Annotated in this window: 26 protein-coding genes; 5 read left to right on the forward strand and 21 right to left on the reverse strand. The window is 39.9% G+C overall.

The genetic code is table 11. The features are described from left to right. The first annotated feature begins 86 nt into the window (after nucleotides 1-86). The 5 genes from QGM71_RS07865 (at nucleotide 87) to QGM71_RS07885 (ending at nucleotide 3380) form a co-directional block, all read left to right on the forward strand. Nucleotides 87-314, forward strand: coding sequence for a hypothetical protein (locus tag QGM71_RS07865; protein WP_327606969.1), 228 nt, complete (start codon nucleotides 87-89; stop codon nucleotides 312-314). A gap of 61 nt (nucleotides 315-375) precedes the next feature. Further along, nucleotides 376-1269: an Rpn family recombination-promoting nuclease/putative transposase gene (locus QGM71_RS07870; RefSeq protein WP_327606970.1), complete on the forward strand. Its 894-nt coding sequence runs from the start codon at nucleotides 376-378 to the stop codon at nucleotides 1267-1269. Between the two features lie 149 nt (nucleotides 1270-1418). Further along, nucleotides 1419-1625: a transposase gene (locus QGM71_RS07875; RefSeq protein WP_327606971.1), complete on the forward strand. Its 207-nt coding sequence runs from the start codon at nucleotides 1419-1421 to the stop codon at nucleotides 1623-1625. 442 nt (nucleotides 1626-2067) lie between these two features. Beyond that, entirely contained in the window at nucleotides 2068-2469 is a 402-nt protein-coding gene (locus QGM71_RS07880; RefSeq protein ID WP_327607059.1) for a secondary thiamine-phosphate synthase enzyme YjbQ, read from the forward strand. A gap of 416 nt (nucleotides 2470-2885) precedes the next feature. Then, nucleotides 2886-3380: a hypothetical protein gene (locus tag QGM71_RS07885; RefSeq protein ID WP_327606972.1), complete on the forward strand. Its 495-nt coding sequence runs from the start codon at nucleotides 2886-2888 to the stop codon at nucleotides 3378-3380. A 327-nt stretch (nucleotides 3381-3707) separates the two neighbouring features. On the opposite strand, the gene QGM71_RS07890 is transcribed toward QGM71_RS07885, so the two are convergent. The 21 genes from QGM71_RS07890 to QGM71_RS07990 all read right to left on the reverse strand — a co-directional run bounded on the left by QGM71_RS07890 (nucleotide 3708) and on the right by QGM71_RS07990 (nucleotide 26354). Continuing rightward, entirely contained in the window at nucleotides 3708-4868 is a 1161-nt protein-coding gene (locus QGM71_RS07890; RefSeq protein WP_327606973.1) for a mannitol-1-phosphate 5-dehydrogenase, read from the reverse strand. Next, complete coding sequence (locus QGM71_RS07895; protein ID WP_327606974.1) at nucleotides 4868-5305, reverse strand: PTS sugar transporter subunit IIA; 438 nt, start codon at nucleotides 5303-5305, stop codon at nucleotides 4868-4870. The genes QGM71_RS07890 and QGM71_RS07895 overlap by 1 nt, the downstream gene beginning before the upstream one ends. Before the next feature lie 98 nt (nucleotides 5306-5403). Further along, on the reverse strand, nucleotides 5404-7509 hold the full coding sequence (locus QGM71_RS07900) for a BglG family transcription antiterminator (RefSeq protein ID WP_327606975.1): 2106 nt from the start codon (nucleotides 7507-7509) through the stop codon (nucleotides 5404-5406). Between the two features lie 36 nt (nucleotides 7510-7545). Further along, nucleotides 7546-8991, reverse strand: coding sequence for a PTS mannitol transporter subunit IICB (locus QGM71_RS07905; RefSeq protein ID WP_327606976.1), 1446 nt, complete (start codon nucleotides 8989-8991; stop codon nucleotides 7546-7548). 278 nt (nucleotides 8992-9269) lie between these two features. Next, a complete protein-coding gene (locus QGM71_RS07910) occupies nucleotides 9270-9470 on the reverse strand; it encodes a hypothetical protein (RefSeq protein WP_327606977.1) in 201 nt (66 codons plus the stop codon). Between the two features lie 188 nt (nucleotides 9471-9658). Next, on the reverse strand, nucleotides 9659-10318 hold the full coding sequence (locus QGM71_RS07915; protein WP_327606978.1) for a class D sortase: 660 nt from the start codon (nucleotides 10316-10318) through the stop codon (nucleotides 9659-9661). Between the two features lies 1 nt (nucleotide 10319). Then, nucleotides 10320-11711: a processed acidic surface protein gene (locus tag QGM71_RS07920; RefSeq protein WP_327606979.1), complete on the reverse strand. Its 1392-nt coding sequence runs from the start codon at nucleotides 11709-11711 to the stop codon at nucleotides 10320-10322. 519 nt (nucleotides 11712-12230) lie between these two features. Continuing rightward, nucleotides 12231-13166, reverse strand: a complete 936-nt coding sequence (locus QGM71_RS07925; RefSeq protein WP_327606980.1) for a hexose kinase — start codon at nucleotides 13164-13166, stop codon at nucleotides 12231-12233. A 57-nt stretch (nucleotides 13167-13223) separates the two neighbouring features. Further along, nucleotides 13224-14081, reverse strand: a complete 858-nt coding sequence (gatY, locus tag QGM71_RS07930) for a tagatose-bisphosphate aldolase subunit GatY (protein ID WP_327606981.1) — start codon at nucleotides 14079-14081, stop codon at nucleotides 13224-13226. A gap of 24 nt (nucleotides 14082-14105) precedes the next feature. Next, complete coding sequence (gene nagA, locus QGM71_RS07935; RefSeq protein ID WP_327606982.1) at nucleotides 14106-15257, reverse strand: N-acetylglucosamine-6-phosphate deacetylase; 1152 nt, start codon at nucleotides 15255-15257, stop codon at nucleotides 14106-14108. 30 nt (nucleotides 15258-15287) lie between these two features. Beyond that, nucleotides 15288-15704: a PTS sugar transporter subunit IIA gene (locus tag QGM71_RS07940; protein WP_327606983.1), complete on the reverse strand. Its 417-nt coding sequence runs from the start codon at nucleotides 15702-15704 to the stop codon at nucleotides 15288-15290. A 105-nt stretch (nucleotides 15705-15809) separates the two neighbouring features. Continuing rightward, on the reverse strand, nucleotides 15810-16631 hold the full coding sequence (locus QGM71_RS07945) for a PTS system mannose/fructose/sorbose family transporter subunit IID (RefSeq protein WP_327606984.1): 822 nt from the start codon (nucleotides 16629-16631) through the stop codon (nucleotides 15810-15812). Then, the gene (gene agaW, locus QGM71_RS07950; protein WP_327606985.1) at nucleotides 16621-17388 is read right to left on the reverse strand and encodes a PTS N-acetylgalactosamine transporter subunit IIC; all 768 of its coding nucleotides are present in this window, start codon (nucleotides 17386-17388) and stop codon (nucleotides 16621-16623) included. Before agaW ends, QGM71_RS07945 begins: the two co-directional genes overlap by 11 nt. A 381-nt stretch (nucleotides 17389-17769) precedes the next feature. Next, complete coding sequence (gene agaV, locus QGM71_RS07955) at nucleotides 17770-18249, reverse strand: PTS N-acetylgalactosamine transporter subunit IIB (protein ID WP_327606986.1); 480 nt, start codon at nucleotides 18247-18249, stop codon at nucleotides 17770-17772. A 154-nt stretch (nucleotides 18250-18403) separates the two neighbouring features. Beyond that, nucleotides 18404-19573 (reverse strand): SIS domain-containing protein, encoded by a 1170-nt coding sequence (locus tag QGM71_RS07960; protein WP_327606987.1) that lies wholly within the window; start codon nucleotides 19571-19573, stop codon nucleotides 18404-18406. A 126-nt stretch (nucleotides 19574-19699) separates the two neighbouring features. Continuing rightward, nucleotides 19700-20416: a GntR family transcriptional regulator gene (locus tag QGM71_RS07965; RefSeq protein ID WP_327606988.1), complete on the reverse strand. Its 717-nt coding sequence runs from the start codon at nucleotides 20414-20416 to the stop codon at nucleotides 19700-19702. Nucleotides 20417-20746: 330 nt separating this feature from the next. Further along, complete coding sequence (locus QGM71_RS07970; RefSeq protein ID WP_327606989.1) at nucleotides 20747-21739, reverse strand: LacI family DNA-binding transcriptional regulator; 993 nt, start codon at nucleotides 21737-21739, stop codon at nucleotides 20747-20749. Nucleotides 21740-21914: 175 nt separating this feature from the next. Then, a complete protein-coding gene (locus QGM71_RS07975) occupies nucleotides 21915-23168 on the reverse strand; it encodes a Gfo/Idh/MocA family protein (RefSeq protein WP_327606990.1) in 1254 nt (417 codons plus the stop codon). A gap of 141 nt (nucleotides 23169-23309) precedes the next feature. Next, nucleotides 23310-24137 (reverse strand): carbohydrate ABC transporter permease, encoded by an 828-nt coding sequence (locus QGM71_RS07980; protein WP_327606991.1) that lies wholly within the window; start codon nucleotides 24135-24137, stop codon nucleotides 23310-23312. Nucleotides 24138-24151: 14 nt separating this feature from the next. After that, complete coding sequence (locus tag QGM71_RS07985; protein ID WP_327606992.1) at nucleotides 24152-25063, reverse strand: carbohydrate ABC transporter permease; 912 nt, start codon at nucleotides 25061-25063, stop codon at nucleotides 24152-24154. A gap of 34 nt (nucleotides 25064-25097) precedes the next feature. Continuing rightward, nucleotides 25098-26354, reverse strand: coding sequence for an ABC transporter substrate-binding protein (locus QGM71_RS07990; RefSeq protein WP_327606993.1), 1257 nt, complete (start codon nucleotides 26352-26354; stop codon nucleotides 25098-25100). Nucleotides 26355-26381: the final 27 nt, after the last annotated feature.

Here is a 26381-nt window from a genome sequence, read left to right on the forward strand (position 1 = left end):
AATTTTCACTTATTGTAATATTAAAAGTCGTATTTTGTTTGTATAAATACATGCTATAATAAGGGCATAAATAGGAGGTGATACACATGCAAAAGGAAGATCAAATTATTGGTATGTTAAAGCAAATCATAAGCAAGCAGGATGAGCATAACGTGAAACAGGATGAACACATAGAACAAATTCCAAACACAAAAGACTTTACACAGGACTACGAAGACAGTATTATATCTGTCCAAATAAAGCTCTTACGTGATGAAATTTGGGCAAACAGAGTAGATATACACCGCATGAAAAATACATTGGGACTTAAATAATACAATTTTTCTCCTTAATAAAACGCCTGCAATTTCATTTATACTTAAAGGATGTGTTACCATGTCAGCAACATTGTTAGTACATGAAGACCACACCAGGTATATACCCCACGACCAATTATTCAAGGAATTAATCCACACATTTTTTGAAGAATTTTTAGAAGCATTTTTCCCAGAAGTACATCATCATATCGATTTCACCTCTATTAAGCCATTATCAGGAGAAGTGTTTACAGATTTAATTGACGGTGAGAGCCGGAAAGCGGATATTGTCATAGAGGCTAAGCTTAAGGGTGAGGATACACTCATAATCATCCATGTAGAACCCCAAAGCTACAGCCAGCCTAATTTCCATGAAAGAATGTATCACTATTTCAGTCTTTTATATAATAAGTATAGGAAACCTATTTTACCCATTGCCATTTTTAGTTATGATGAAAAACGAAATGAGCAAAATGAGTTTACAATTGCGTTTCCTTTCTTTCACGTACTTACTTTCAACTTTCTATTGTTAGAGTTACGGAAAATGAATTGGCGTAATTATCTTGAATCAAATAACCCAGTTGCCGCAGCATTACTGAGTAAAATGGGTTATAAAGAAAACGAGAGAATTAAGGTGAAAATAGAACTTCTGCGAATGCTGACCAAAATGGAATTAAACCCAGCTAAAACAAGATTAATTCATAGTTTTTTTGAAAAATACTTAACGCTTAACGAACGAGAGGAGGAAGAACTTATGGATGAAATTAAACAATTGAAAGAAGGGGAACAAATACTGGAATTACCAATTTCTTATGAAGAAAGAGGAATTGAAAAAGGGATAAAAAAAGGCATTGAAAGAGGGATAAAAAAAGTAGCTGGTGAATTACTTAAAGAGGGTTCCTCTATTGAGTTTGTTGCAAAGGTCACTCATCTTGATAGAGAAGAAATAGAGAGTATTCGAGAGAATTTATAGAGAGGTTTCTTTAGGAGCCTAGCAATGAGGTTCTATTTTCTACATGTCTATAATGCCGAAAAATGCAATTAAACCCAGCTAAAACAAGATTAATTCATAGTTTTTTTGAAAAATACTTAACGCTTAATGAGCGAGAGGAGGAAGAACTTATGGATGAAATTAAACAATTGAAAGAAGCAGAAAAAATACTGGAATTACCAATTTCTTATGAAGAAAGAGGAATTGAAAAAGGTATTGAAAGAGGGATAAAAAAAGTAGCTGGTGAATTACTTAAAGAGGGTTCCTCTATTGAGTTTGTTGCAAAGGTTACTCATCTTGACAGAGAAGAAATAGAGAGTATTCGAGAGAATTTATAGATTAAGTTGTAAAAGAACCCGCTGTGGTTCTTTTTTAAGTTTTGTTGCTTTCTACCATCGGAGTTGATAGATGCTTGGACGTAATGGTAGGTTGAACTCTGCTACTATTGAGTGGCTTTTTGATTCCGCTATGGAAAATACACTACGCTTTCACCACTTTTGGGTACAAGTGCGACATCTCCGGAAATTCACGCTGTTCGTTTTCACGGTGTCTTCTTTGCCGCTGGGCGGTCTGCGAGCCTCCTCGAAGACCATAATGCGATGTTACGCTGTCGCAGCTTCCCCCTGCCCTATGGAAAATACAACAACTATTTTCGTTGGAAAAAGTAATCGCAGGGAAAAGCACATTCCCAACCCTTTAGATAATAGCCTTAATATATTATTGCATGATATATTAATTAACAGGTATAAATCAGTAATCACCGAGAAAGGACGAGCTAACATGCAGAAAAGCTTCCATTTAAAAACAGCGAGTCATTCAGAATTGATAGAAATAACCTCCACATTAGAGCAATGGGTGAAAGAATCCGGAGTCAATGACGGAATTCTAATTGTCTCTTCCTTGCACACAACAGCTGGCATTACAGTAAATGAAAATGATCCTGACGTGAAAACTGACATGCTAATGCGTCTTGACGAAGTTTATCCGTGGAACCACCCAGAGGACAAGCATGGCGAAGGAAATACTGCAGCACATTTGAAAACAAGCACAGTCGGCCATACACAGACTCTTGTCATTTCAAACGGAGAGCTGATGCTCGGCACCTGGCAGGGCATTTATTTCTGCGAGTTTGACGGGCCGCGCACCAGGAGACAATACCATGCGAAAATTATTGTGGGGTAGATCGTAGAGTGATATATAGGCCATATTGACACTAGTATCTACAGATAATATAGTAGAGGCAATCCGAACGTTAGTTTACAGATTCTATCCTTATATACAGTTCACGAAGTAAAATTAGAACCCCCGCTATTACGGGATCATTAGTTCCAACGGTGTTAGGTGTACTGGTCTTCGGTTTACCTCACTTATTAGAATGCTGGTTCTGTGATAGTCTGAAAAAAACATGAATTAGTAAAAACTGTCTTCACCTGCACTTGATCACTGGATAATTGACTTTTTATATGAAGGAAACTACATTATAAAAGCAATTTTCAATGTTAAAACCTAATTTTAGGAAATTGCACTATTTTAAAAAGAGTGGTATATTTTTTTGTAAGTCTATTAGCTAAAAGTTGAAAAATGCATTAGAGAAGGGAATGAGAATAGTGCTAACCGAAGAAATGTTTCAGCAGGTATTTGACGAATTAAAAGAAATTAAAACTGGTATGGCTACGAAAGATGACATCAGGAACATGGCTACGAAAGACGACATCAGAAACATGGCTACGAAAGACGACATCAGAAACATGGCTACGAAAGACGACATCAAGAACATGGCTACGAAAGACGACATCAGAAACATGGCTACGAAAGACGACATCAGGAACATGGCTACAAAAGACGACATCAGGAACATGGCTACGAAAGATGACATCAGGAACATGGCTACAAAAGATGACATTCAGCGCCTTGAGGAAAAAATAGATAGAAATTCAGATAAGATTGATCTCAATTACAAGCAGATTGTAAATAACTCTGAGGAACTGAACACTTTAACTACCAGCAGCAAACGACAGGAAAGGGCTATGGAGACCCTTGCTTTACGTTCGATTGAACAGGAAACTGAATTAAGGGATTCGCACCTCAAATAAGGAAGTATTTCAATATGTAATCAAGTATAATCCATCTATATTAGTTGTATCAATATTGCTGGTTAAACAACTCTGACAATGCATTTCGCGCTCTACGAATTTTGCAGGATCATCCCTCTCACTACTACCTTTCCAGCTAGAGAAATAACCCACAATTCCGAATGAATGAGAATGATTAGAACGAGCTACACTGGAGGTTCGGTATCACCGCCTTCTTTTAAATATGTGCATTTATCACTATCCGTTTGAGCACCGCGCTCTCCCGACCCAGTGTATCGCGACATTAATAACTCCTTTTGCCTACTGCGCAAAAGGAGTTCAATTCGATTATTTTTTTAATGCTTTAATTCCCTCTAATTCCGTCATAACAACTGGAATTAATGGATGAGTTGAATCTAGCTTGGACACGGATTGCAACGTTTTTTCATAGCCGTGTTCGGTTATCATTTGTTGTAGTTTAACTGCTTCTTCGTCTTGACCGTTTTTATATTCTAAGGCGGACGCTATTACTTTAGCAAGATAAACTGGCTGGTTACCAGTAACGTCCATATAGATACTGGCTGGTCGAATTAAACGATCATGTGGTCCGAGCTTGCGAATTGGGCCGCGCCCTACTCTGGTGACTTCATCAGAAATATGCGGGTTCTTAAATCGCTGAATAATTTTATTTATATATGTTTGATGTTCTTCTCTATCGAATTGGTATGTTTGAATTAGTGCTTCACCAGATTCATTTAATACGCCTTTGATGATTTCCTGAACATGTTGATCAAACATCGCTTCATTTATCGTTGCATAGCCCATATACCGGCCAATATATGCAGGTACGGCGTGGCCGGTATTTACAGTAAACAATTTCCGCTCAATATACGGTGTTAAGTCTTTTACATAGGTGACCCCATCAATCGTGGGTGTTTCACCTTTGATAGCTGATTCTTCAACGACCCATTCATAATAAGGTTCTACAGATACTTCCAGAATATCCTCATTTACTTGGTTGGGAACAATTCTGTCAACAGCTGCGTCAGGGAAACCATAAAGATCATCAAAGGCTTTTCGCTCTTCATCTGTTACATGTTCGTATACCTTTTCCTTTAATAGCGAACTGCCACCAACCATGTTTTCACAGGCAATAATGTTCAGGGTTTTCTGATTTGATTTCAATCGTTCACTTAACCCTTTAGCTATCAGTTCTGAAATAATAGCTAAAATAGTAGGACCCACAGCAGTTGTTACAAGATCCGCTTTAGCAATAGCCTCTATCACTTTATCAGGATCACTGACACTGTTAATGCCAGAAACATTTTTGACAGTTAACTTTTCACTATTTTCAGCAGCTAAAACAACATTGTACTGTTGCTTTTCGTTCAACTCCTGAATTACAGCTTCGTTTACATCAACAAAAGTTGTATGATAGCTTGCTTGATATAGCAAGGCTCCAATAAAGCCTCGACCAATATTCCCTGCACCAAAATGTACGGCTAACATTAGTTCACCTCGTCAAATAGACGTATGACTTCTTCTTTTGATTCAGCATCTACTATTTTTTGGACGTTTTCTTCTTCGGAAAGTACGATCGCAATTTTAGACAGAACTTCCAAATGTTCGTCTCCTTTACCTGCGATTCCTATGAGTACTTTAACGATATTTCCATCGCCAAATTCAACACCATCCGGGACAGTTACAACAGAAATCCCTGTTTCTTTAACTGCTTGCTTGGAATCTTCCGTACCATGTGGGATAGCGACATGATTCCCCATAAAAGTAGAAGTTAATTCTTCCCTTTCCAGCATTTTATCAACATAGGAAGCTTCTACATAACCATTATCTACTAGGATTCCACCAGTATAACGAATCCCCTCTTCCTTCCCACTTAAACTTACATTTAGATGAATATTATCTTTGCTTAAAACTTCTTTTGCCATAGATGATGCACTCCTTATTATAGATTCTTTTCCTGTATTAGAGGATGTTCAAGAAGTCCAGTAAATAAGACACATCGGATTCAACCGACCGAATCTTTTTATCCTTCTCTTTGAACTCCCACTATAAACTCCGAAAATTGTTCTGATAGGAATTGTTTAATTAGCGCTTCGTTTCCTGATTCAAACAATTTGATACTCTCTTGACCTTGGATAATAATACTGCTGAGAAAACTTAAAACTTCCAGCGCTTCTTGATGTATATTTTCAGGGGCGAGCATTAAGAGCATCTTATCCATTTCCATATTTTCACCATCCATACCATGAACAGTTACTGGATGACTTAATGAATAGATCGTAAAGCTAGGTCTGTTTACGTTAGGTGATCGCGTATGATAAAGCGCAAGGGAAGTATTTGGAATTCCCAATCCACTTATCTTTTCCCTTTTCAATAACTTTTTAAAAATATCTTCTTTGTTTACTATAATTTGACTAGTTTCTAATTCATCACAAGCCGAGCGCAGGATGGATTCAATCGATTGTTTTTTTGTGATTGGTTTAACTTTAAAAGCATGCAGCAGATTCAGTATTGTATTTGAATAATTTTGCATCGCTTCCAGCCATGGAATGAATTCTTCCTGTTGCGTTTTTTCTAGTACAGGTTTTTTTGTTACCTGTTTTGGCTTATAGATAAGTTTTCTTTTTCTAATTGATTTCTTAATACGATGAACTTCTGATTGTGTCAACATGGGAGAAGCAAGCGTATAGTCACCGTCAAATCCTTTTAGTGGGATCGTCGATACGATGATGTCATAGTCATCTGCACCCGAATGATCCAAATCAAACAATGATTTATTTTCCACGTGTTTAATTTCTGGAACAGATTGCTTCAGCCTTGTGGCAAGCATTTTCGCTGTCCCTATTCCACTTGAGCATATGACCAAAGCACGTAAATTGGAATCTATTTCCCCATGCAGCAGGAAAGCTGCAAAGTGAAGTACGAGATAGCCAATTTCATCATCAGGAAACTCCATATCAGGGAATTTTTCTCTAACACCGGCCTGAATTAAATGAAAAAGATCATTATAATCGCTCGTAATTTCCTCAATCATTGGGTTTTTGATATTCATTCCCTGTTTTAGCCGATAGATTGTTGGCTTCAAATGGGCTACCAAGTCACTTAGTAGTGGAGCATTTTCTGTAAAATCAACAGCAAGATGTGTGCTGACATACTGGATTAATTCTTTTGCTTTAAACGCAATATCCAGACTCGAATCTTCAATTAAATAATTTTGATCAACCCGCAATTTAGCCCCTAATAAGTGCATCGTTATATAGCCGATTTCATCATCCGGTATAGTCATGGAAAGGGATATTTCCAAATCGCGAATTATGTTACTGGCGATTTCATATTCCTTCGTTCCTTCGATTTGCTTCCTATACGCTTGATCAAACGTTATCTTATCACCTTTTTGGAGTCGTTCAATTGCTAATGCAAGATGAACGACTAATCCAACATAAGCACTGTCAGCTAAATCATGTGGTAATTCATCTCTTGCTTCTTCCACCCTTTTTTGAATCGTGATTAGCTTTTCTGGATTAACTAAACCCAATAATCGATTTGAAATAACAGTTAATTGATGTGTCGATTTTTTCTGGATGTTTTCTTTTAAAAGGGAAACGAAGTCAAATGGATCCACGTACTTTGAAATTAAATTACTTATCGCAGCACGTTTATCCGCTTCATCCCCTTCAATTTTCACTCCAAATCCTCTTTTTCTAATTAACAGGAGGTGAAAGGTTGCTAATTCTTCTTCCAGTTGATCCAGGTCATTACTAATCGTAGCTATCGTAACTTTCAACTCATTTGCAAGGGCGAACAATTTTATTGGTTCATTCGTCTCAAAAAGTGTTGATAAAATAATCGCCTGGCGTTCTTCAGGTGTAAAGTCAGGGGATACTGTATTCGATAGTGCCATCTCCAATTGTTGCTTGTCACTCGAATCCCCTGTAATGCGAAGACCTACCCCTGACTTCTTCAGCAGCTCCAAATTATAGTCAAAGACGATACTTTCAATACTTTTAAGGTCCCGGTGAATCGTTCGTTCACTTACTTCAAGAACTTTAGCGATTTCTTTAACTGTTACATCTTCTTCTGCATGTAACAAAAATTCTATCACTTTACGTACGCGAGCCGGCAAATACAAAGCTGTTCACCTCCACGAAATGAATGGTAAGCTGGCTTATTTCTTTAACCTTTCAATTAACTCCTCGTATTTAGGACTATTTAGGAAGTTTTCTACAGATATGTGCTCCGCACTAGGTATTTTTACTTTTGCACGATCTGTTAAATCCTTGTGAGTAATAACGATGTCTGCATCATCAGGTATTTCATTGATCGCTTTATTTGTAACAAACACATCAATGTCTGCTTTTTTAAATTTATTTTTTAATAACGACGATCCCATCGCACTTGAGCCCATTCCTGCATCACAAGCAAAAATGATTTTATTAATTTCATCTGGACTTTTTACCTCAACATCAGCTGAAGCTTTGTCGAATGCAGCCTCTTCAGCATTTTGAGTTAATGATCCAGCTACAGAGCTTTTCTTTCCTTTCATTTCTTCCATTTTACCAGCCGCTGATGATAAATCTTCTTCTGATTCTATTTTACTTGTTTTCAAAATAGATGCAGCTATTACGAAGGAAACAGTTGCTGCAACAATCACACTTAGAATTACACCCAGATAACTTCCTTGTGATGTCATCGCAAGCACTGCAAAAATACTTCCAGGTGACGCCGGTGCTACTAATCCTGCATCAAAAATAGTTAATACAAATACACCACTAACTCCCCCACCAATAGCTGCTAAGATCAATGCAGGTTTCATTAAAACATAAGGGAAGTAGATCTCGTGTATCCCACCGAAAAACTGAATAATCGCAGCCCCTGATGCAGAGCTCTTCGACATACCTTTTCCAAAAACAGCGAATGCAAGCAGGATACCTAGTCCAGGCCCAGGATTTGCTTCCAGTAAGAACAAGATGGATTTCCCTGCCTCTGAAGCCTGTTCAACCCCAATCGGACTTAATATTCCATGGTTAATTGCATTATTTAAAAATAAAATCTTTGCCGGCTCAATAATAATATTTGCCAATGGCAGCAACCCGGCATTAATAATTACTTCTACACCAGCAGCTAATGTTCTATTTAATCCTTCTACTACAGGACCAATTCCCAATACCGCAAATACAGCTAAAATTGCAGCTAAAATACCAGCTGAGAAATTATTATAAAGCATTTCAAATCCAGAACGAACTTTATCCTGAAACAATTCATCTATCTTTTTCATTGCGTACCCAGCTAACGGTCCCATTACCATGGCACCTAAAAACATTGGGATATCCGCTCCGACAATAACACCCATCGTAGCAGTGGCACCTACAACCCCACCACGTAACCCATGAACCATTCGTCCACCGGTAAACCCAATTAAAAGTGGCAATAAGTATAGAATCATCGGATCAACTAATGTTGCCAACTCCTCATTTGGCCACCAGCCATCCGGAATAAATAACGCCGTAATAATACCCCAAGCAATAAACGCACCAATATTCGGCATAATCATACCACTTAAATAACTACCGAAACGCTGTATCTTCGCTCGAAAACCCTTGTTTTCAGCCATATATAAACCTCTCCTCTTGAATTAAAAAAATATAATAAACTAACCATTCCATATCTTAATAGTACAGCGCTTGCACCACCCTTATCAATCTAATCAAAACACCATTTTGTCAAAGAACATGTTGACATAATTTAATAGCACGCAGCTTTTTAGTTTTAGGATAAGTAAGATGGTGGAAACTATACGCGAGGGGGGTGTTGATCGATTAGGTACTGTTGTCGATCGGTCCGGTGCTGTTGCTGATCGATTAGGTGCTGTTGGCGATCGGTCAGGGCGTACTACTGATCGATCCGGGGCTGTTTTGATCGGTTCGAGCTTGTTGTCGATCGGTTCGGTGCTGTTGTTGATCGGTCAGAGCGTGCTGCCGATCGGTCAGGTGCTGATGTTGATCGGTCAGGGCTTGTTGTCGATCGGTCCTGGTCTCTCCCGACTTGAAGGTGCTGTGTCCCGTTTGAGGCTGGTGTCTCCCGTTTGAACACTGCGCTCTCCCGTTTGAGCACTACTCTCTCCCGTTTGAACACTCCTGTCTCCCATTTGAGCACTACTCTCTCCCGTTTGAACACTGCTCTCTCCCGATCTGAGGCTGGTGTCTCCTGTTTGAGTACTGCGCTCTCCCGACTTGCACTACCATCAATCTATAACCAAACTAAAATAGCCTGAATACAGGCTATTTTAGTTTTTCTGATATAAGATAGGCGGATAGGATGTAACGGTCTGGTGCTGATCCGATGAAGTCGAAAGGATAGCAGGTGCTTACAGTCAGCGTTGCCCGTGGCTTGGGAACAATTACAGTTCGGTCATCCGCATCGACAATACGAACCTTTTGTATCTTATACGTAAATTCTCCAGCAGAGGTGGTGACAATCAGCTCATCACCCTCCCCCACCTCCCCCAGCCTCCGAAATACCGTATCACGGTGACCGGAAAGAACGGCATTATCGACTTCTCCCGGCAGCACGCTCCCAGCGAAATGACCTACGCCTTTTTCCAGTTCATCGTCATCTGTTCCGTGATAAATGGGAAGAACAGCATTTAATTTTGGAATATAGAGCTCTCCGATATGATCGCCAATTTCAGGGCGCATCGGGTACAGCTCTTTATCAGCATTTTTTCCAAGCTCCTTTTTTGCAGCCGGCAATTCAGTTTCAGCAACTGTATTATCATTCTTTTTCACGGCAGCTTCTGAGCTCCCCCCTCCCATCACATAGCCTTTAAAAAATGAATACCCATTGGCCATGGCGAACGACAGACCAAGAACAATTATTACCGCGGTAATAATTAGCAACACTCTGCGCTTTCGAGTACCGGTGCCATTTCTATATTTCATTTTATGCCTTCCCAATTTTACGGAACATAACTACTCCCGCCAAGGTAAACAACAACCAAAGCATCGCATTCGTTCCATAATCAGATGCTGTTTTAGGTAGTTTAGCTCCAGTAACTGTTTTTGCAGTAACTTTTTCTGCGTTATCCAGTTGTTTGAGTGGCTTTGCTGGAGCTGGTTTTTCAGTCAAATCGTTATTGATAGCACCGCCCACCTTGTGCAGTGCCTCCGAATCCACCATCTCGCCGGTGATAATTAAATCAGCAAGAAACTCATCTTCTAAGTTATAAATACTGATCCTTAAATCAGCGTTTACTAGTTCGTTCATTCGAAACAATTCCATAACAGAGAGCGATGTTTCTGAACCCGATTTAATAAGACTGAAGTCAATCTTTACTTGAAAAATAGACAGGAACTCTCTGTAGATTGAAATTAGCTCAATAATTTGGCCCTCTGTCAGCTCTGTTACAGCCTCAAAATCCCCAAAAGCTTCTAATCGCCATGCTAGATCAAAGAGTCTATCTAATGTATCTTCCTGCATCAGATCCTCTTCAATGCTTAGGAGATGTTCAATTAGTCGGTCGATTTCTTCGTCCGTTAAATCGTAGTCCTGCTGCAGCAGTGCCAACACCTCTGAAAACAGGTCTACTTCATCCCAATAATCCCAGCCAATAAAGGAAATTAAATCGTAATCCAAATCATGCATGAAAATATAATCATTCAAATTTTTCCCATTTTCCTTGAGAATTTCACGCAATTCTTGTTCAGTTAACTCGTATTCATCGTACAGGTAAACTAAATTTCCCAGATCCTTTTGAATGACTTCCCCCAGAAATTCACTTAATCTATCTATTGTTTTAAAGTACACAAGATCTCCCTCATAGACAGCCAATGCTTCTTCTAAGTGCTTTCGTGTTACCTGAAAACCTCTGATCTCACTTATTTCCTGAAGGTAGATTTCCAGTTTCTTATCAAAATTCGGATCGCGCTCTATCTTCTCTTCTACAAAAAAGTCTACCGCCTGCGACAGATCATCTATAAATACGTAATCCTCAAGGGTTTCACCATATTCCTCAAGCAATTCTATCAAACCCGCTTTATCAATCTGATATTCTTCGTATATAACCGTCAGATTACTATAATCCTTTTTAATAACCTCACCTAAAAAATCGCTTAATTCTTGAACAGTATCAAAATAAGTTAACTTGAACTCGTAAAGTGCCAAAGAATATTCAATATCCGCTTTTGTGACCGTAAACCCTCGCTCTTTACTTACTTGCCCCAAATATGTCTTCAATTTACTATCAAAATCCTTACTCTGTTGTGCATTTGATGCGTCTGGCATTACCCCAATTACTAATACAACTAAAATAAAAACGGCAATCCACTTTTTCATTCTTTCTCCTCATTTCACTAATATTGCGAATCTTAATGAAATGATTATATACCTGAAACCCCGGCATGGCAACGTTTATTTTTAATATTTGATAGTTTATTTTTGCTGGTCAGTTTGCCGATATGCCTGGAGATATAGTTAATGAGTTTAGTCAATGTAAGCAACTTAATTAATTAACTTCCATTGTGATAAAAGCCCAAAATAGATTATGAGGCAGTCCATGCGGAATCTGGATTGGGGATGGAGAATGCTCTCGGATTGGTTCAGCGTAGTTGGTCCAGCGAATATCCGGCTTTGCCCCGAGTTCTGAGCGCATTGCCGATCGGTCCGGTGCTGTTGCTGATCGGTCAGAGCGTGCGGCCGATCGGTTCGGTGCTGTTGGCGATCGATCAGAGCGTGCGGCCGATCGGTCCGAGCTTGTTGTCGATCGGTTCGAGCGTATTGCCGATCGGTCAGCTCTCCCGCCCCACCCCACCAAAAAAACAGGCCAGCGTATCACGCTGGCCTGTCCCAATATTATCATCTATCCAACACGTCAATCTGCATTTCACCAATGCACCAGTCGATTTTTTCTGGATCAATATGGCCGGTCTTTTCTTCCATTGCGTTCAGCACGCCCATGGACAGACCGAATTTAATGAGTTCTTCATCAACCAGTCCGCGAGATACTCCGGCCGCGAATCCAGCGATGACGGAGTCTCCGGAGCCAACGGGATTAATGGCATTCACTTTTGGAGCTCTTGCTCTGTAGAAAGTATCGCCATGCTTCACGATAGCGCCGTCTGCTCCAAGTGTGACAACCACCCATGGAATATCTTCAAACAGCTGGGTGTGCATTGCGTTGATAACTTCCGCTTCAGTCTCCAGCTTCCTGCCGACGAGATCTGCCAGTTCTTCCTGATTGGGTTTTATTAAATAAGGTTTGCTCGTGCCTTCTAGCGTACAAGCCAGTAATTCACCCTTCGTATCCAGTAGCACTGGTGTGTTATCCTCAGCGGTTATTTCAAGGATTTTTTTATAAAAGTAATCCGCAATTCCCTTGGGTAAGCTGCCGGAAATGGTGACAACATCCGCTTGCTGAATATGGGCAGAGAGGTTTTCCAGAAACAGAATTGCTTCTCCTTTATTGACGGCAGGGCCAGCCTCCAGTATTTCCGTTTGCTGCGCCTCATGAATGACCGCAATACAATTACGGGTATCTCCATCAATACCAACAAACAAATCACCAATGCCTAGCTTAGCGATTTCCACTCGAATAAAGTCTCCCAAACTGCCACCAAGAAAACCAGTTGCAGCAACGTCTTGCCCCAGCTGCCGCAATACCCTGGATACATTCAGCCCTTTACCACCAGCTGTTTTCGAGACATCATTGACTCGATTCACCGTATCAAGGGAAAGAGAGTCAAGCTTATAGCTAATATCAACAGATGGGTTTAATGTAATCGTTAAAATCAATCTTTCCACCACGCTTCCAACGAGGAGCGAGATCAGGACCTCACTCCCCTACTATATCTATGCTTTGCCATCACTCATGCAAATTTTAATTTTTTCAATTGCTGCTTCTTTCATGCTAGCTTTTGCAGGATTCATATATTTTCTCGGATCCGTTTCATCCGGATTCGCAAATAAATGATCACGCAATGCTGTTGAAAATGGGATTTTTAATTCGGTTGAAATATTTACTTTTGCACAGCCCAGAGAAATACATTTTTGTACATCCTCTTTGGAAATACCGGAAGCACCGTGTAATACGATTGGAATATCAACCAGATTTTTGATTGTTTCCAAACGGTCAAAGTCCAGATCAGGCTTTGTTTCGTACAGACCATGTCCAGTACCGATCGCCACTGCCAAGGAATCAATACCCGTGCGTTCCACGAATTCCACTACAGTATCAGGGTCCGTGTAGGCCGCATCCTTTGCCTCGACAATTAAATCGTCTTCCTGACCAACTAATTTACCAAGCTCCGCTTCAATCGTCGCACCTTTAGCATGTGCCAGATCTGCAACTTGTTTAGAAAGCGCAATATTATCTTCAAAAGTTCCATGTGAACCATCGATCATTACCGATTTTGTACCAAGCTCCAAGGATTCCTCAATGGATTCCACGGTCTCATGATGATCTAAATGCAAAGCGATTGGAATATCATTCTCTTTCGCCGCCACTTCAGCAATAGCCTGAATGTAAGCACGACCTGCATAGTTCATTGTTCCAGGTGTTGCTGCCAGAATTAAGGGTGATCTCATTTCAACTGCAGCATCGACAACTGTCTGGATCGTTTCCAGGTTATGAATGTTGAACGCAGGTACCGCGTACCCTTCTTTTCTTGCTTTAATAAGCATTTCCTTCGTATTGTGTACGTATCCCATAATGCTCCTCCTCGTTGAATCGTGTTATTTTGTAATGCGGTATTTAACTACTCCCTCAACAGCTGCTGCCTGTACATGTAAGTTATTATCCAGCACAACATAATCCGCTATTTTCCCGGGTTGGATGCTGCCTAATTCCTTTTCTTTTCCTAAGCTCATTGCCGGTGAAAGTGACCCGCGATGCCAGATTTCAGTCAATGGTTTGCCACTCCATTGCTGCAAATTTTTCACAGCCTCAATTAATTTCAAGGTGCTGCCTGCCAGGGAACCCGTCTTCGTCCGAGCAATTCCGTCCTGCATGATGACTGGGAATTCGCCAAGCTGATACTCCCCGTCCGGCATCAATCCTGCGCGCATGCAATCCGTAATTAATACAAGTTTGTCCTGCTTCGTCCGTAGTGCCATCGCAGCAACATCCGGATGGACATGAAAACCGTCACAGATCAATTCAGCAAAAGCATGATCCTGTGTCAGTGCCGCTCCGGCAACCCCTGGCTCACGGTGATGGAGACCTGACATGCCATTAAATAAATGGACAAAATTACGTGCGCCCGCGTTTACTGCATTCGTGCAGCATTCATAGCTTGCATCCGTATGGGCAATGCTCACCAGGATGCCTGCTTCACTCATCGAACGGATGAATTCCACTGAACCCTCGCGCTCAGGAGCCAGAGCAATTTTTACAATAGAACCTTCCGCCAGCTGCTGCCAGTGCTGAAATTCATCCATACTCGGATCACGGAAATAAGCAGGGTTTTGTGCTCCCTTATGTTTTTCCGTAAAATACGGACCCTCCAGAAAAATACCTTCCGATCGCGCACCAGGTAAACCACTGTTCACCGCTTCTGTAACAGCACGAATGGCTTGGTCTAAATCCGCTTTCGAAGACGTCAATGTTGTCGGCAGAAATCGCGTAACTCCAAGTGACAGTATTGCTTCTGATACAGCGTGAACTGCCTCAGGAATGCCATCCATCATATCGTGGCCATTGATTCCGTGAATGTGCGTGTCGAACAAACCAGGGGCAATGGTGTACCCGCTCCAATCCACAACCTCGGCTGTGGCAGGAACTTCATTAGTAAACAAACCAAATCGCCCATTTTCCACTTTTAAATAGCAATAATAATTCTCTTTTTGTTCCAACAGAAATCGATCTGCTTTAATATAATAATTCATAGCACATGCTTCCTTTTGAGTTAAAGTTACTTAAATGCCATCTGTATCTTTCTGAGCCGCTTTCGCTTTAACCTCGAATTGTTTAATGTTTTCTTTTCCATCTGTCAGCACTTTATCTACAAAATCCTCAAGCAGAAGCTCCCGCTGAAACAGTCCACTTAGCAGCATAGGTGAATTCGTCCCACCCACAACACGAACATTTTCCTTCGATGCAGCAATTCGTGAGCTTACATTAAATGGAGTGCCACCAGCCAAGTCTGTAAAGCAAACAACGCCAGAACCAGTGTCTACCTTTTCAATCGCTTTTGTGAGGAGCTGCTCCAGTTTATCGGCATCCTCCTCAAATGGGATTACCTCAATCTGCTCAACTTTTCCAACAATCAGTTGCACAGACTCAAGCATTCCAAATGGAAAAGAGCCATGACCTGATAATACAATTCCGATCATTTTCTTCATCCTTTCATGGTGTGGATTTCAATCAGTTAAAGGGAGGGACGCTTTCCAACCAAGTGGAAAAACGTAACCCTTTTACTGAAAGAAATGGTACTCAACTTACATGATGCCAAAGAAGGATCCAAGCAGACCTACCAGTACGGTAAGACCGATAAGCACGAGTGGTGAACGTCCTTTTTTCAAGAACCAATATACTAAAAGTGTATAAGCTAGCGGCAGCATTGCCGGCATGATTTGATCCATAATATCTGCCTGCACATTTAATTCTGCTTCACCTGAAGTCCAGATATAATCAATTTGAAACGTAACGTATGTTGCAATTAGTCCACCGACTACTGTTAAACCAACAATCGACGCAGCTCGTGACACATGTTTCGTTCCTTCTTTTAGTTTAGCAATTGCTTTAACACCCGTTTTGTAACCATAGCTCATTAAGCCAAAACGAACACCAAAGTGAATCACGTTAAACATAATCAGGAACACAAATGGTCCCATAATATTTCCCTCTACCGCCAGGGATGCACCAATACTTGCGGTGATCGGCAATAGTGTCAGATAGAACATCGCGTCCCCAATACCGCCAAGGGGTCCCATTGTAGCAATCTTAATTCCGCGGATAGCTTCCCGGTCTTCTTTCTTTTGCTCCATCGCCAGGATGATCCCCATAATAAAAGTAACCAGGAAGGGATGCGTATTGAAAAATTCCATATGGTCTTTCATCGATTTACTTAAATCTTTTTTATTTTTATGCACATGTCTCAACCCTGGAAGGATTGAGTACAGCCAACCAGCTGCCTGCATACGTTCATAGTTAAACGATGCCTGTAGTAACAAGGATCTCCATGCCAGATGACGCAGCTGTTTCGGTTGTAGGTCTTCGGCTGGCGACGTATCTTCGTACGTATATCGATTAGATTCCATCGGTTATTTCCTCCCCTCGGGGTGTTGGTCCTTGCTTGTTCTTATTTTGGTAAAAATCATACAATGCGATCGCTAACCCGATAAGAGCGATAGCTAAAATCGGCATTTGCAAATAAGCTGCCAGGATAAACCCGACAATAAAGAACATGACGTATTCGACCTTCATCATAATGCGCAGAAGCATTGCGAAACCAATTGCCGGCATAATTCCTCCTGCGATAGACAGTCCGTGAATAATCCACTCTGGAACTGACTCGACCAGGGTCGCAGCTGATTCTGCTCCTAAATAAATTGGTAAAAATGCAATAATGGCATTGAAGAAAAACAAGATTACCAAGCCGAGATAATTTATCCGTTCTATCCCTTTATAATTCGCGTCGAGGGCGAACTTATCGGCCTTATGCATGATCGGTGCAAAAATTGTAAAGAATAATGTGATCAATCCCTGTACAGCCACGGCAAATGGAATTGCCACACCAACCGCCACATTGGGATCCTGTCCGACGATAATTCCAAACGCCGTACCAATTACCCCACCGATAACCACGTTTGGTGGCTGTGCTCCCGCAAGAGGAACCATTCCCATCCAGATTAATTCCAGGGTACCCCCAACAATCAAGCCTGTTGTAACATCACCTAAAATAATCCCAACCACAAGACCAGTCACCACTGGTCTGTGAATATGTGTTAATCCGTTAAAAAGGTCAATACCGATAATACCGGCCCATAAAGCAATTAAAAGAGCCTCCACTAACATAACGAATCCCTCCCGTTCCTTTAAATTTATCTACTTGTATATTTTGTTTTTTTCGCGTATGGTTTGATGCTGTTGCTAAAATTGCGTTGTTGAACTTTGCAGTAGTATTAAGCAAGATTCTCTAACTGACGCAACTGGAAGATACTCGCTTTCCGTGGGCAACTACTCAGCCTCCTCGCTCGTTCCTCACTGCGGGGTCTTCACATGTTGCTGTTCCCACTGGAGTCTCGCATATTCCAGCTGCTAGTTGAGTGCATGTTTACTTCAGGAATAAATGAACAATTACCAGCGCAGGAAAATACACGTAGACTCCTCGAAAATTTAAACCGCAGTTTCAATGGTGCTGGTAACCGCAATCCCAACATCTAGAAAACAGCCATTTTAAAACAGGTCTAAAATATTCTGGCCTTTTTCATTAGGGACTTTTCTTAAATCGAGGTTTACACCTAATTCATCTAAACGTTTGAATGCTTCAATATCCTTGTCATCAACAGATACAGTGGATGAAACCTGCTTCTTGCCTTCTTCATAATGCATGTTCCCAATGTTCAGATGGTCGATAGGTACACCGCCCTCTTTTAATGCCAATGCGTCATGTACGTCTTTTACTACTAAAAAGATCTTTTGACGTGGGGAAGCTTTATGAATAACGTCAATTGTCTTTTCCAATGAAAAATAGCGAGCCTGAATCACATCCGGAAGTACCATATCCATCAAGTTTTGCTGTACTACATCCTTCGAAACCTTGTCATTGGCGACTACTACTAAGTTCGCACCAAGATGGTTCACCCACGTAACTCCTACCTGGCCATGAATTAAACGATTATCGATTCTTGTTAATAAAATATTTGGTCCTGACATGCTGATCATCCTTTCGTTTGCAACGCTAAATTTAGTCTTGCTGTATTTTTTTATTGTAAGGGTTATCATTCTTTGTACAGAGAAGCCAAGAGCTCCTCTTACTCTAGCTATCTATCACTATTCGACAAAATTCGGGAAGTGACAGGCACCTCCTCTATTTGTATATTGTTACGCCTTGGACGACGCGGTTTACTCGGCCGTCGGGGCTTGGGTTGTCTGGTGTGATTCCTAGCTGGATTGATTTTTTTAATGCGAGTGTCTGGGCGAAGATTACGTATAATAACGCCAGATAGAAATCGCTTGAAACGTCTTTTTTACTGTGGTTAACATGCAGTGTCCAGTCAGCAAGTGATTCTACTTCTTCGTCCTCTTTCTCTGTCAGTGCAACTACCTTCATTCCAGATTCATCTGCAGCCAGTTCACGCAGAATATCCATATCGTATTTTCTTGTGTATGGATCCTGTGACATAAACAGAACAACTACTAATTTCTCATTTAAAATAGACTTCGGACCATGACGGAACCCGAGGGATGATTCATGAATCGCAACAACCTGTCCCGCAGAAAGCTCCAGCATCTTGAGTGCAGCCTCATGCGATAATTGACCAAGTGCTCCTGATCCTAAGTAAACAATCCGATCAAAATCAAAATTGAGAATCTCGTCAATTGGACCGGTAACCGAATCAACCACACGCTCTGCATTCGCAATCAATTGTGTCGCATTATTGCCAGTAAACGCATTTACTGTAAATAGGCTATACGCTGTAAGAATCATGCTAGTAAAGCTGCTCGTCATTGCAAACCCTTGATCATGCGCCTTTTCAGGTGTTAAAACCACGAGGCTCTTTTCATCATTCTTACTGTTCTTTGCTAACTGTCCATCTTTGTTACATGTAATAACGACTTGATAAAAGTCATTGATCAATTCCTGTCCCATCGAAACAGCAGCCACACTCTCCGGGCTGTTCCCCGATCTTGCAAACGATACTAAAATAGTCGGAACCTCTTTAAACAGATATTCATTCGGATTGGAAACAATATCTGTCGTCGGAATCGCTTCAAACAGCACATGCTGTTTATTGTTTTGTTTACGCAATTCCGGCACTAGCGTATCGCCAACAAATGCGGAAGTACCAGCACCAGTGAAAATAACACGTACTTGTTCATGCCTTGTATAAATGGACTCAATAAATTCCTTTGATGAATCCTTACTGTGAAATAGCGTTGAAACAAGTTCCTTCCATACAGCTGGCTGTTGGTGAATTTCAGTAGCCGTTTTTATTCCCTTATTTTTTTCCAGTTCTTCTTTTGTTAGATTAAACATATTCATCCTCCAGTTTTTATTCTAGTTAGGTTATTTCATTATTTCATGTGGTTATGTTGTCATTACCAGTTACTCTGAAAATATACTCTATTAAGTCTTAACATTCGTTTTAACTTAATAGAGCTGTTAGGTTAATTCCACGGTATAGTCGAATTTGTCTCCTCGAGCCACACTAATCGTGTACTCAATTAATTCATTTTCATGAAAAGCAAAGCGTTTAATTAGCATTGCAGGATTATTCATCATCATTCCCAGGTGCTTTGCCTCTACCTCCCGCACACTTGTTGCGGAAAATCGTTCAATTGCTTTTGTCACACCAACCTTGTAATCATCCTGGAAGATATCATACATCGGTCGCTGGTCCATATCAGCCGCTGTTAGGTCAGGAAAGAATTTCTTTGGCAAATAGGATTTTTCATACATTAAAGGCTCCCCATCCGCCAGTCGCAGTCGAACAACCTGAAAAACCTCGTCCAGTGGCACAAGCTCCATTTTCTCTGCCAGCCTATCATCGACCGCTATTTCTTTAAATGATAGAACTTCTGTCGTCGGGGTTTTTCCCATTTCCTTCATTTCCTCGGTAAAACTGTAAAGCTTCACCAGATTCTGATTAATTGACTTTGGTGCAACAAAGGTCCCTTTTCCATGCAGCTTATAAATGTAACCTTCGCGTTCCAAATCCTGCAGTGCTTGCCTAACAGTAATTCGACTTAAATTATAAATCTCACACAGTTCACGTTCTGAAGGCAGCTTTTGATGTTCCTCGTAATCCTGTGCATCTATCTTTTTTATTAAATTCTCTATCAGCTGCAAGTACAGCGGAACTTTACTGTTTTTATTCAATTGTAGATTGCCACCTCCTAGATCTGATACTAAAAAATCTGTTGAATTTATAGTGGTTATAACCAGTTAAATTTATTATAAAATACATTTTCAAAAATGTAAAGGCTTTCTCATTAGAAAAGTTAGAGTAGCTTGTCCATCCACGATAAGCTTGGGGAAATTTAACAAAAACGTTCTTGCCTCAGATTAGTTGAACACTTTAGGAGAAGGTTAGCGCTGGTCGAGGAAAGTTCCTCAGTAAGATCACTTGTGCTGTGTACAATTTTTCATTGCATACCTCCGCCTGTTTTGTACAACTAAATTTATAGCATAAAAAAAGCGCCCGATCCATTATGATCTGACACTCTTTCGTATAACAAGTTTCGTCGCAATAACCACTCTCTTGGCAATCTTTCTGCCTTCCAGTCGTTCTACAAGTGTATCTACAGCTGTCTCTCCCATGATCTCCGTATATACTTTAATCGTGCTAAGTGAAGGATAGACATATTTGGAAACAGACATATCATTTATTCCGATGATGCTTACGCGTTCCGGAACAGCAACCTTTGCTTCATGAAGTGCTCGCAGGCTTCCAATCGCCATGACATCACTGCTCATAAAGAAAGCAGTTGGCAGCTCGTCACCAAGCTCCTCAATTGCCTGTTTCATTAAATTATAGCCTTCATCAACGGAAAAGGAGCCAATATAAACGAATCGGTTATCAAATAGCCCTTTTTCTTCCATGTACGATTGAAATGTTTTTTCACGAAGATCAACAAGTGGTTCTTTTTCACCTTTTAAAATCTCTCTGCCACCAATAAACCCGATTTCCTTATGAGCTGTATCGATAAAATAATCAATTATTTTATGGGTAGCTCTTTCAAAGTCAATAACGACGGAGTCAAATTTATCCCCATCCGGGCTATAATCCACAAAAACCACCTTTGAATTGATTTTCGTTAAAGCCTCTACCTGGGAATTACTGAATTTCCCCACAGCAATAATCCCCTCTATCTCCTCAGCAGGTATTTCATGTATGTTATCAAAGAAGTAAATTTCAGCATTCATATCTAATTCCTTGCAGCGCTGCTCAATGCCAAGCCGTATAGAAAGATAATATAAGTCACTCAATTCTTCTTTTTCTGTATACCAGTGGACAATAGCAAATCTCTGACCAACATATTTATTCGTAGACCTTTTTCGGTAAGACAACTCTTCCGCTGCTTCAAAAATTTTCTTTTTTGTTTTATCAGCAACAGATAAGGTTACATCGTAATTTAACACACGAGATACAGTCGCAGGAGAGACACCTGCTTTTAGTGCTATATCTTTAATAGTGGCCACTAAATCATCCCCTCTATACACTACCTGAATATATAAACTCTTCTATTTCTATTTTACCATTTTTCTGATGATGATCCTAATTAAGGGAAAATAAAGAAGACAGGATTACTACTGCCTTCTTTATTCAAGAAAACTTCTGATTTTTAATTAAAAAGTTAGAGGTGCTATCCTTGCCTTACCGTAATTGATAATGCTTGCTGATATCGATAACTTTCCCATTATCCAGCCTGGATGCTTCCGCAGCAAACGCCAGCAAATGGCTTTCCAGTGATACTGCTGCTGAAGACCTGCTTTGACCGCCATTATAGTTTCTAACCTCATTCAGAAAATCCCGGACAATGCCTTCATCACCACCGCCATGGCCGCTTAGTGGTTTATTTAAATGTGTAACAGTTTCGTTTTGACTTAGAAAATCAAAGACAGATATTGTATTCTCGTCCATCTTCCCTCTAATCTCACCCTTAGTACCCATAATTTGCACAATACGGGTCTGTTCTCTTGTAAAACCACACATACTGAAAGTTGCTGTAGCGCCAGTTTCGAACTCCAGGTTGACCACTTGATGATCAACGACATTATTATCCGATTGGTAAACACATTTCCCATATGGTGTCGTATTCAATGCATCAATTATGCCTTCTCTTGTATCATCCGTTGTAAACTTCCTTGCCCAGCCTCTGCCCTCTCCCAGATAATATCTACCTGCATGAAAAGGACATTCATTTTCTGCAGGACATCCATCCAGACAACGTAAAGGGGCACCTTCAGGGGCATTTTCCTTCTTAAAGTGCATGAGGGAACCGAACGAACTTACATACATGCATTTCTGATCCATTAAGTACATTAATATATCCATATCATGGCAGGATTTCTGTAGAATCATTGGACTTGATTTATCACTATTATTCCAATTTCCACGGACAAAGCTGTGAGACATGTGCATAACTTCTACATTCTCATTCAGCTGTATAGAAACAACATCCCCTATTGTTCCTTTTTCAATTATCTTTTTAATAGTTTGCCAGAATGGTGTATACCTCAGTACATGACAAATAGTTAATAGTTTACCATGCTCTTCTGCAGCTTTCACCATAGATATACATTCCTCGGGATCCGGCGACATCGGTTTTTCCAATAAAACATGATAGCCTCGTTTAATTGCTCTCACAGTTGGCTCATAATGTTCCCTGTCCAACGTACATACGAGAGCTACATCAGCATCAATGTTACAATCCAGCAGTTCCTCCCAGGAAGTAAAGCAATTATTTTCTGAGATTGAATGTTCAGTCGCGAAGTTGTTTCTTTTTTCTGTATTCGGTTCTGCTACCGCAACAAATTCCAATTCATGTGGATATGAAACAGCATAGGGAGCATAGGCCTTTGCACCCCTATCCCCCGCACCAATCAATACTGCCTTTATTTTTTTCAAGGTAATAATTCTCCTCTCTGAAAAGTAATATATCACTTTATTTAACCCAATTCATTGTAAAATAACAATAAAATTAAGGGCATTTGATACATAACTATGCCCTTAATTTTCTTCCCAGAAAAATCCGGGACCTGTATTATGTTATCCTTTCTTACCACTCATAGCGATTCCCTCAACAAAGGACTTCTGGAAGAACATAAATATTAGAATCAATGGCCATGAAGCCAGAAACGTTCCAGCCATAAGAATAGGGTAGTTAGTACTATACTGTCCCTGTAATGAAGCCAGACCTGCCGATAATGGCATCTTATCTGGTGAACTATTAACAATTAAAGGCCATAAAAAATCATTCCAGGACCAAATAATTGTAAAGATCGCCAAGGCTACCAGACCTGGTTTTGCGAGAGGGAGCATTATTTTCCAATAGATTTGAAAATGATTACATCCATCTATTTTGGCAGCCTCTTCCAATTCATCAGGCAATGTCATGAAAAACTGCCTTAATAAAAATGTTCCAAATGCACTGAATAGGCCAGGTAGAACTAGAGCAGTTAACGTATTAAGCAACCCTAAATTAGCAATAATCTGATATTGCGGTATCAAAAAGGCTTGCGGTGGAATCATTAATACTGATAAATATAATACAAAGAAAAAGTTTCTTCCTGGGAATTTTATACGTGCAAATGCATAGGCAGCTAAGGAACATAAGAACAGCTGTCCCACCGTTTTGGCTACCGTTGTTATGAAAGTATTCCAATAGAAACCAGCAAACGGAAATGACTCAAATACCTCAACATAATTACTCCATTGTAGAATAGATGGGAATATTTTAGGGGGAACTTGAGCAGCTTCTCCTACTGTTTTCAATGATGTTAATATCATCCATAAAAATGGTCCTACCATTATAACTGCACCTAAAATTAATAGTAGATGTATCAAATATTTTCTTGGTCTATTAATACGATCCATAGTATCCCCCTTTCTTAATCATAGTGAACCCATCGTTTTTGTAACCTGAATTGAATAATCGTCAGTACCAATATTATTGCAAACAAAACAAATGAAATTGCAGCCGCTAGACCTTTATCTCCAATTACAAAGGCATAATGGTAAAATAAGTAGATTACTGACTGTGCATTATCTATAGCAGGATTCGTTGGACTAACCATCATAAATATAAAGTCAAACACTTGGAAGGCAGATATGAAAGAAATTACTGCCACAAAAAATACGGTAGGCGATAGTAATGGCAACGTTATTCTAAAGAACGAATAGGTAACACCAGCCCCGTCCATTGAAGCCGCTTCATACAATGATTTCGGAATCCCTTGTAAACCTGATAATAGTATGATCATATTCGTACCAATAACGCTCCAGGTTCCTACTACAATAATAGATATAAGAACCCAATTTGGATCAGTTAACCAGTCTGGCCCATTAACAGAAAACCAGGCCAGCACTTGATTAATGATTCCATAATCGGAATTATATAACCATTTCCAAATCATTCCTATTGCTGCTGGCATAGTAACAACAGGGAGGAAATAAAGGGTTCTATATACAGTTAACCCTTTGATTTTCTGATTCAGTAACACTGCAACTAATATAGAAACCGCAATACTAAGTGGAACCATAACAAATGCATAAATCAGTGTATTCCTAAATGACTGCCATATTTTTGGATTATCCAACATAGCTTTATAATTTTCTAATCCTGACCAAGAATAATTTCCAAAGTCCCCCCAATTCGTAAAGCTATAGAAAAATGTTTGAAATAAAGGGAAAATATAAAATATGAGCAAGCCCAATAAGGTAGGTGCAATGAATAAATAGCCCCAGAATGTATCATTATTTAGTTTTTCCTTTGCTTTATGTGGCTTTTTTCTGCTTTCCAACTCGATTCACCTCTATTATACTGAGCTATGCATATTACTCACTCGCTAAAATTTCTTCCATTTCTTTATTAATAATCTCACTTGCCTCTTCTACTGTTAATTGACCTGCCCAGGCCTTAGCCAGATTATCCTGGATAATTGTTGCCCATTTTGACGTGTCTTTAGAAACAGGATAGGGTTCCGATACTTCTGCCATATCCAAAAATGCTTGTAAATTAAAGTTCGGAGTAGCCTCTACCCATGATTGCTGTGTACCTTCGTAGGCAGGAATTATTCCCGCTTCAGCCTGTATTGTTGCAGCTTTCTCAGAGCTTAGAAACTTAACAAATTCCCATGCCCCATCCTTGTTTTCTGAATTTGAAGCTATTACATTTCCTAAACCATGTATTACATTAGAACGTTTTTTAATAGTCGGTAATACTGCAACATCTACATTTTCGTTTGTATACTCATTAGCTTTAAATTGCGGAATCATATAGGATGCTTGGAACATCATAGCAACCTTTCCTGATTCAAACATACTTGTAGCGTTTGTAGTTTCCATTTGGACATGTGTTGGTGAAACTTCATGTTTATGAATTAAATCATGATATTTTTGTATGCCTTCGATGGTATTCGGGTCATCAAACCCTGATTGAGTTTTATCCTTAGAAATAATATATCCGTCAGCTGCTAGAATCGTATTGAAATATGTTGCTTGTGAATCTTGAATGAATGCCGCAATTCCATACGTTTCATCTTCAGGATTTGTTAGAGACTCTGCTGCAGAAACAAGGTCCTCCCAATCCCAGGATTCATCAGGGTAATCAAGTCCAGCTTCATCAAAAAGCTCTTTATTATACCAAAGCCCGATAGTGTCATAGTCTTTAGGTAATGCATACGTTTTATCTTCATATTGATAAAGACCTAGTAGACCATCTGGATAAGGTGAAGTATCCAAGTCGTCTTCAGATATACTTTCGTCAATTGATTCCAGCATGTCATTAGAAGCGTATTTTACAAAGTTCGGTCCATTCATCCAAAAAACATCCGGTAACCCTCCACCACTTGCTGCTGCATCCAGTTTGGTAAAATACTGATCATACGGTGTTAATTCTAATGTGATCTCGATAGTTGGATTATCTTTATTAAACTCCTCCACCAAGTCTTTTAACATATCTTCTTGATTTTTATCCCAATAAGCATATTTAATTGTTGTTTCTTCATCTCCTGAAGCACCTTCTTCATCAGAAGAACAAGCTGCTAACATGACCATTACTATCAAACTTATAAATAAAAGGTATTTTTTCATTGGTTTCCACTCCTAGCTATTTTTTAG

Origin of the sequence: Virgibacillus tibetensis (genome assembly GCF_036026595.1) — a bacterium.
GTDB lineage: Bacteria > Bacillota > Bacilli > Bacillales > Amphibacillaceae > Virgibacillus_P > Virgibacillus_P tibetensis.

Bases quoted from the DNA above. Each gene is read 5' to 3' on its own strand.
- QGM71_RS07865 (WP_327606969.1), top strand. From the start codon at position 87: ATGCAAAAGGAAGATCAAATTATTGGTATGTTAAAGCAAATCATAAGC.
- QGM71_RS07870 (WP_327606970.1), top strand. From the start codon at position 376: ATGTCAGCAACATTGTTAGTACATGAAGACCACACCAGGTATATACCC.
- QGM71_RS07875 (WP_327606971.1), top strand. From the start codon at position 1,419: ATGGATGAAATTAAACAATTGAAAGAAGCAGAAAAAATACTGGAATTA.
- QGM71_RS07880 (WP_327607059.1), top strand. From the start codon at position 2,068: ATGCAGAAAAGCTTCCATTTAAAAACAGCGAGTCATTCAGAATTGATA.
- QGM71_RS07885 (WP_327606972.1), top strand. From the start codon at position 2,886: ATGAGAATAGTGCTAACCGAAGAAATGTTTCAGCAGGTATTTGACGAA.
- QGM71_RS07890 (WP_327606973.1), bottom strand. From the start codon at position 4,868: ATGTTAGCCGTACATTTTGGTGCAGGGAATATTGGTCGAGGCTTTATT.
- QGM71_RS07895 (WP_327606974.1), bottom strand. From the start codon at position 5,305: ATGGCAAAAGAAGTTTTAAGCAAAGATAATATTCATCTAAATGTAAGT.
- QGM71_RS07905 (WP_327606976.1), bottom strand. From the start codon at position 8,991: ATGGCTGAAAACAAGGGTTTTCGAGCGAAGATACAGCGTTTCGGTAGT.
- QGM71_RS07915 (WP_327606978.1), bottom strand. From the start codon at position 10,318: ATGAAATATAGAAATGGCACCGGTACTCGAAAGCGCAGAGTGTTGCTA.
- QGM71_RS07920 (WP_327606979.1), bottom strand. From the start codon at position 11,711: ATGAAAAAGTGGATTGCCGTTTTTATTTTAGTTGTATTAGTAATTGGG.
- gatY (WP_327606981.1), bottom strand. From the start codon at position 14,081: ATGGGATACGTACACAATACGAAGGAAATGCTTATTAAAGCAAGAAAA.
- nagA (WP_327606982.1), bottom strand. From the start codon at position 15,257: ATGAATTATTATATTAAAGCAGATCGATTTCTGTTGGAACAAAAAGAG.
- QGM71_RS07940 (WP_327606983.1), bottom strand. From the start codon at position 15,704: ATGATCGGAATTGTATTATCAGGTCATGGCTCTTTTCCATTTGGAATG.
- QGM71_RS07945 (WP_327606984.1), bottom strand. From the start codon at position 16,631: ATGGAATCTAATCGATATACGTACGAAGATACGTCGCCAGCCGAAGAC.
- agaW (WP_327606985.1), bottom strand. From the start codon at position 17,388: ATGTTAGTGGAGGCTCTTTTAATTGCTTTATGGGCCGGTATTATCGGT.
- agaV (WP_327606986.1), bottom strand. From the start codon at position 18,249: ATGTCAGGACCAAATATTTTATTAACAAGAATCGATAATCGTTTAATT.
- QGM71_RS07960 (WP_327606987.1), bottom strand. From the start codon at position 19,573: ATGTTTAATCTAACAAAAGAAGAACTGGAAAAAAATAAGGGAATAAAA.
- QGM71_RS07980 (WP_327606991.1), bottom strand. From the start codon at position 24,137: ATGGATCGTATTAATAGACCAAGAAAATATTTGATACATCTACTATTA.
- QGM71_RS07990 (WP_327606993.1), bottom strand. From the start codon at position 26,354: ATGAAAAAATACCTTTTATTTATAAGTTTGATAGTAATGGTCATGTTA.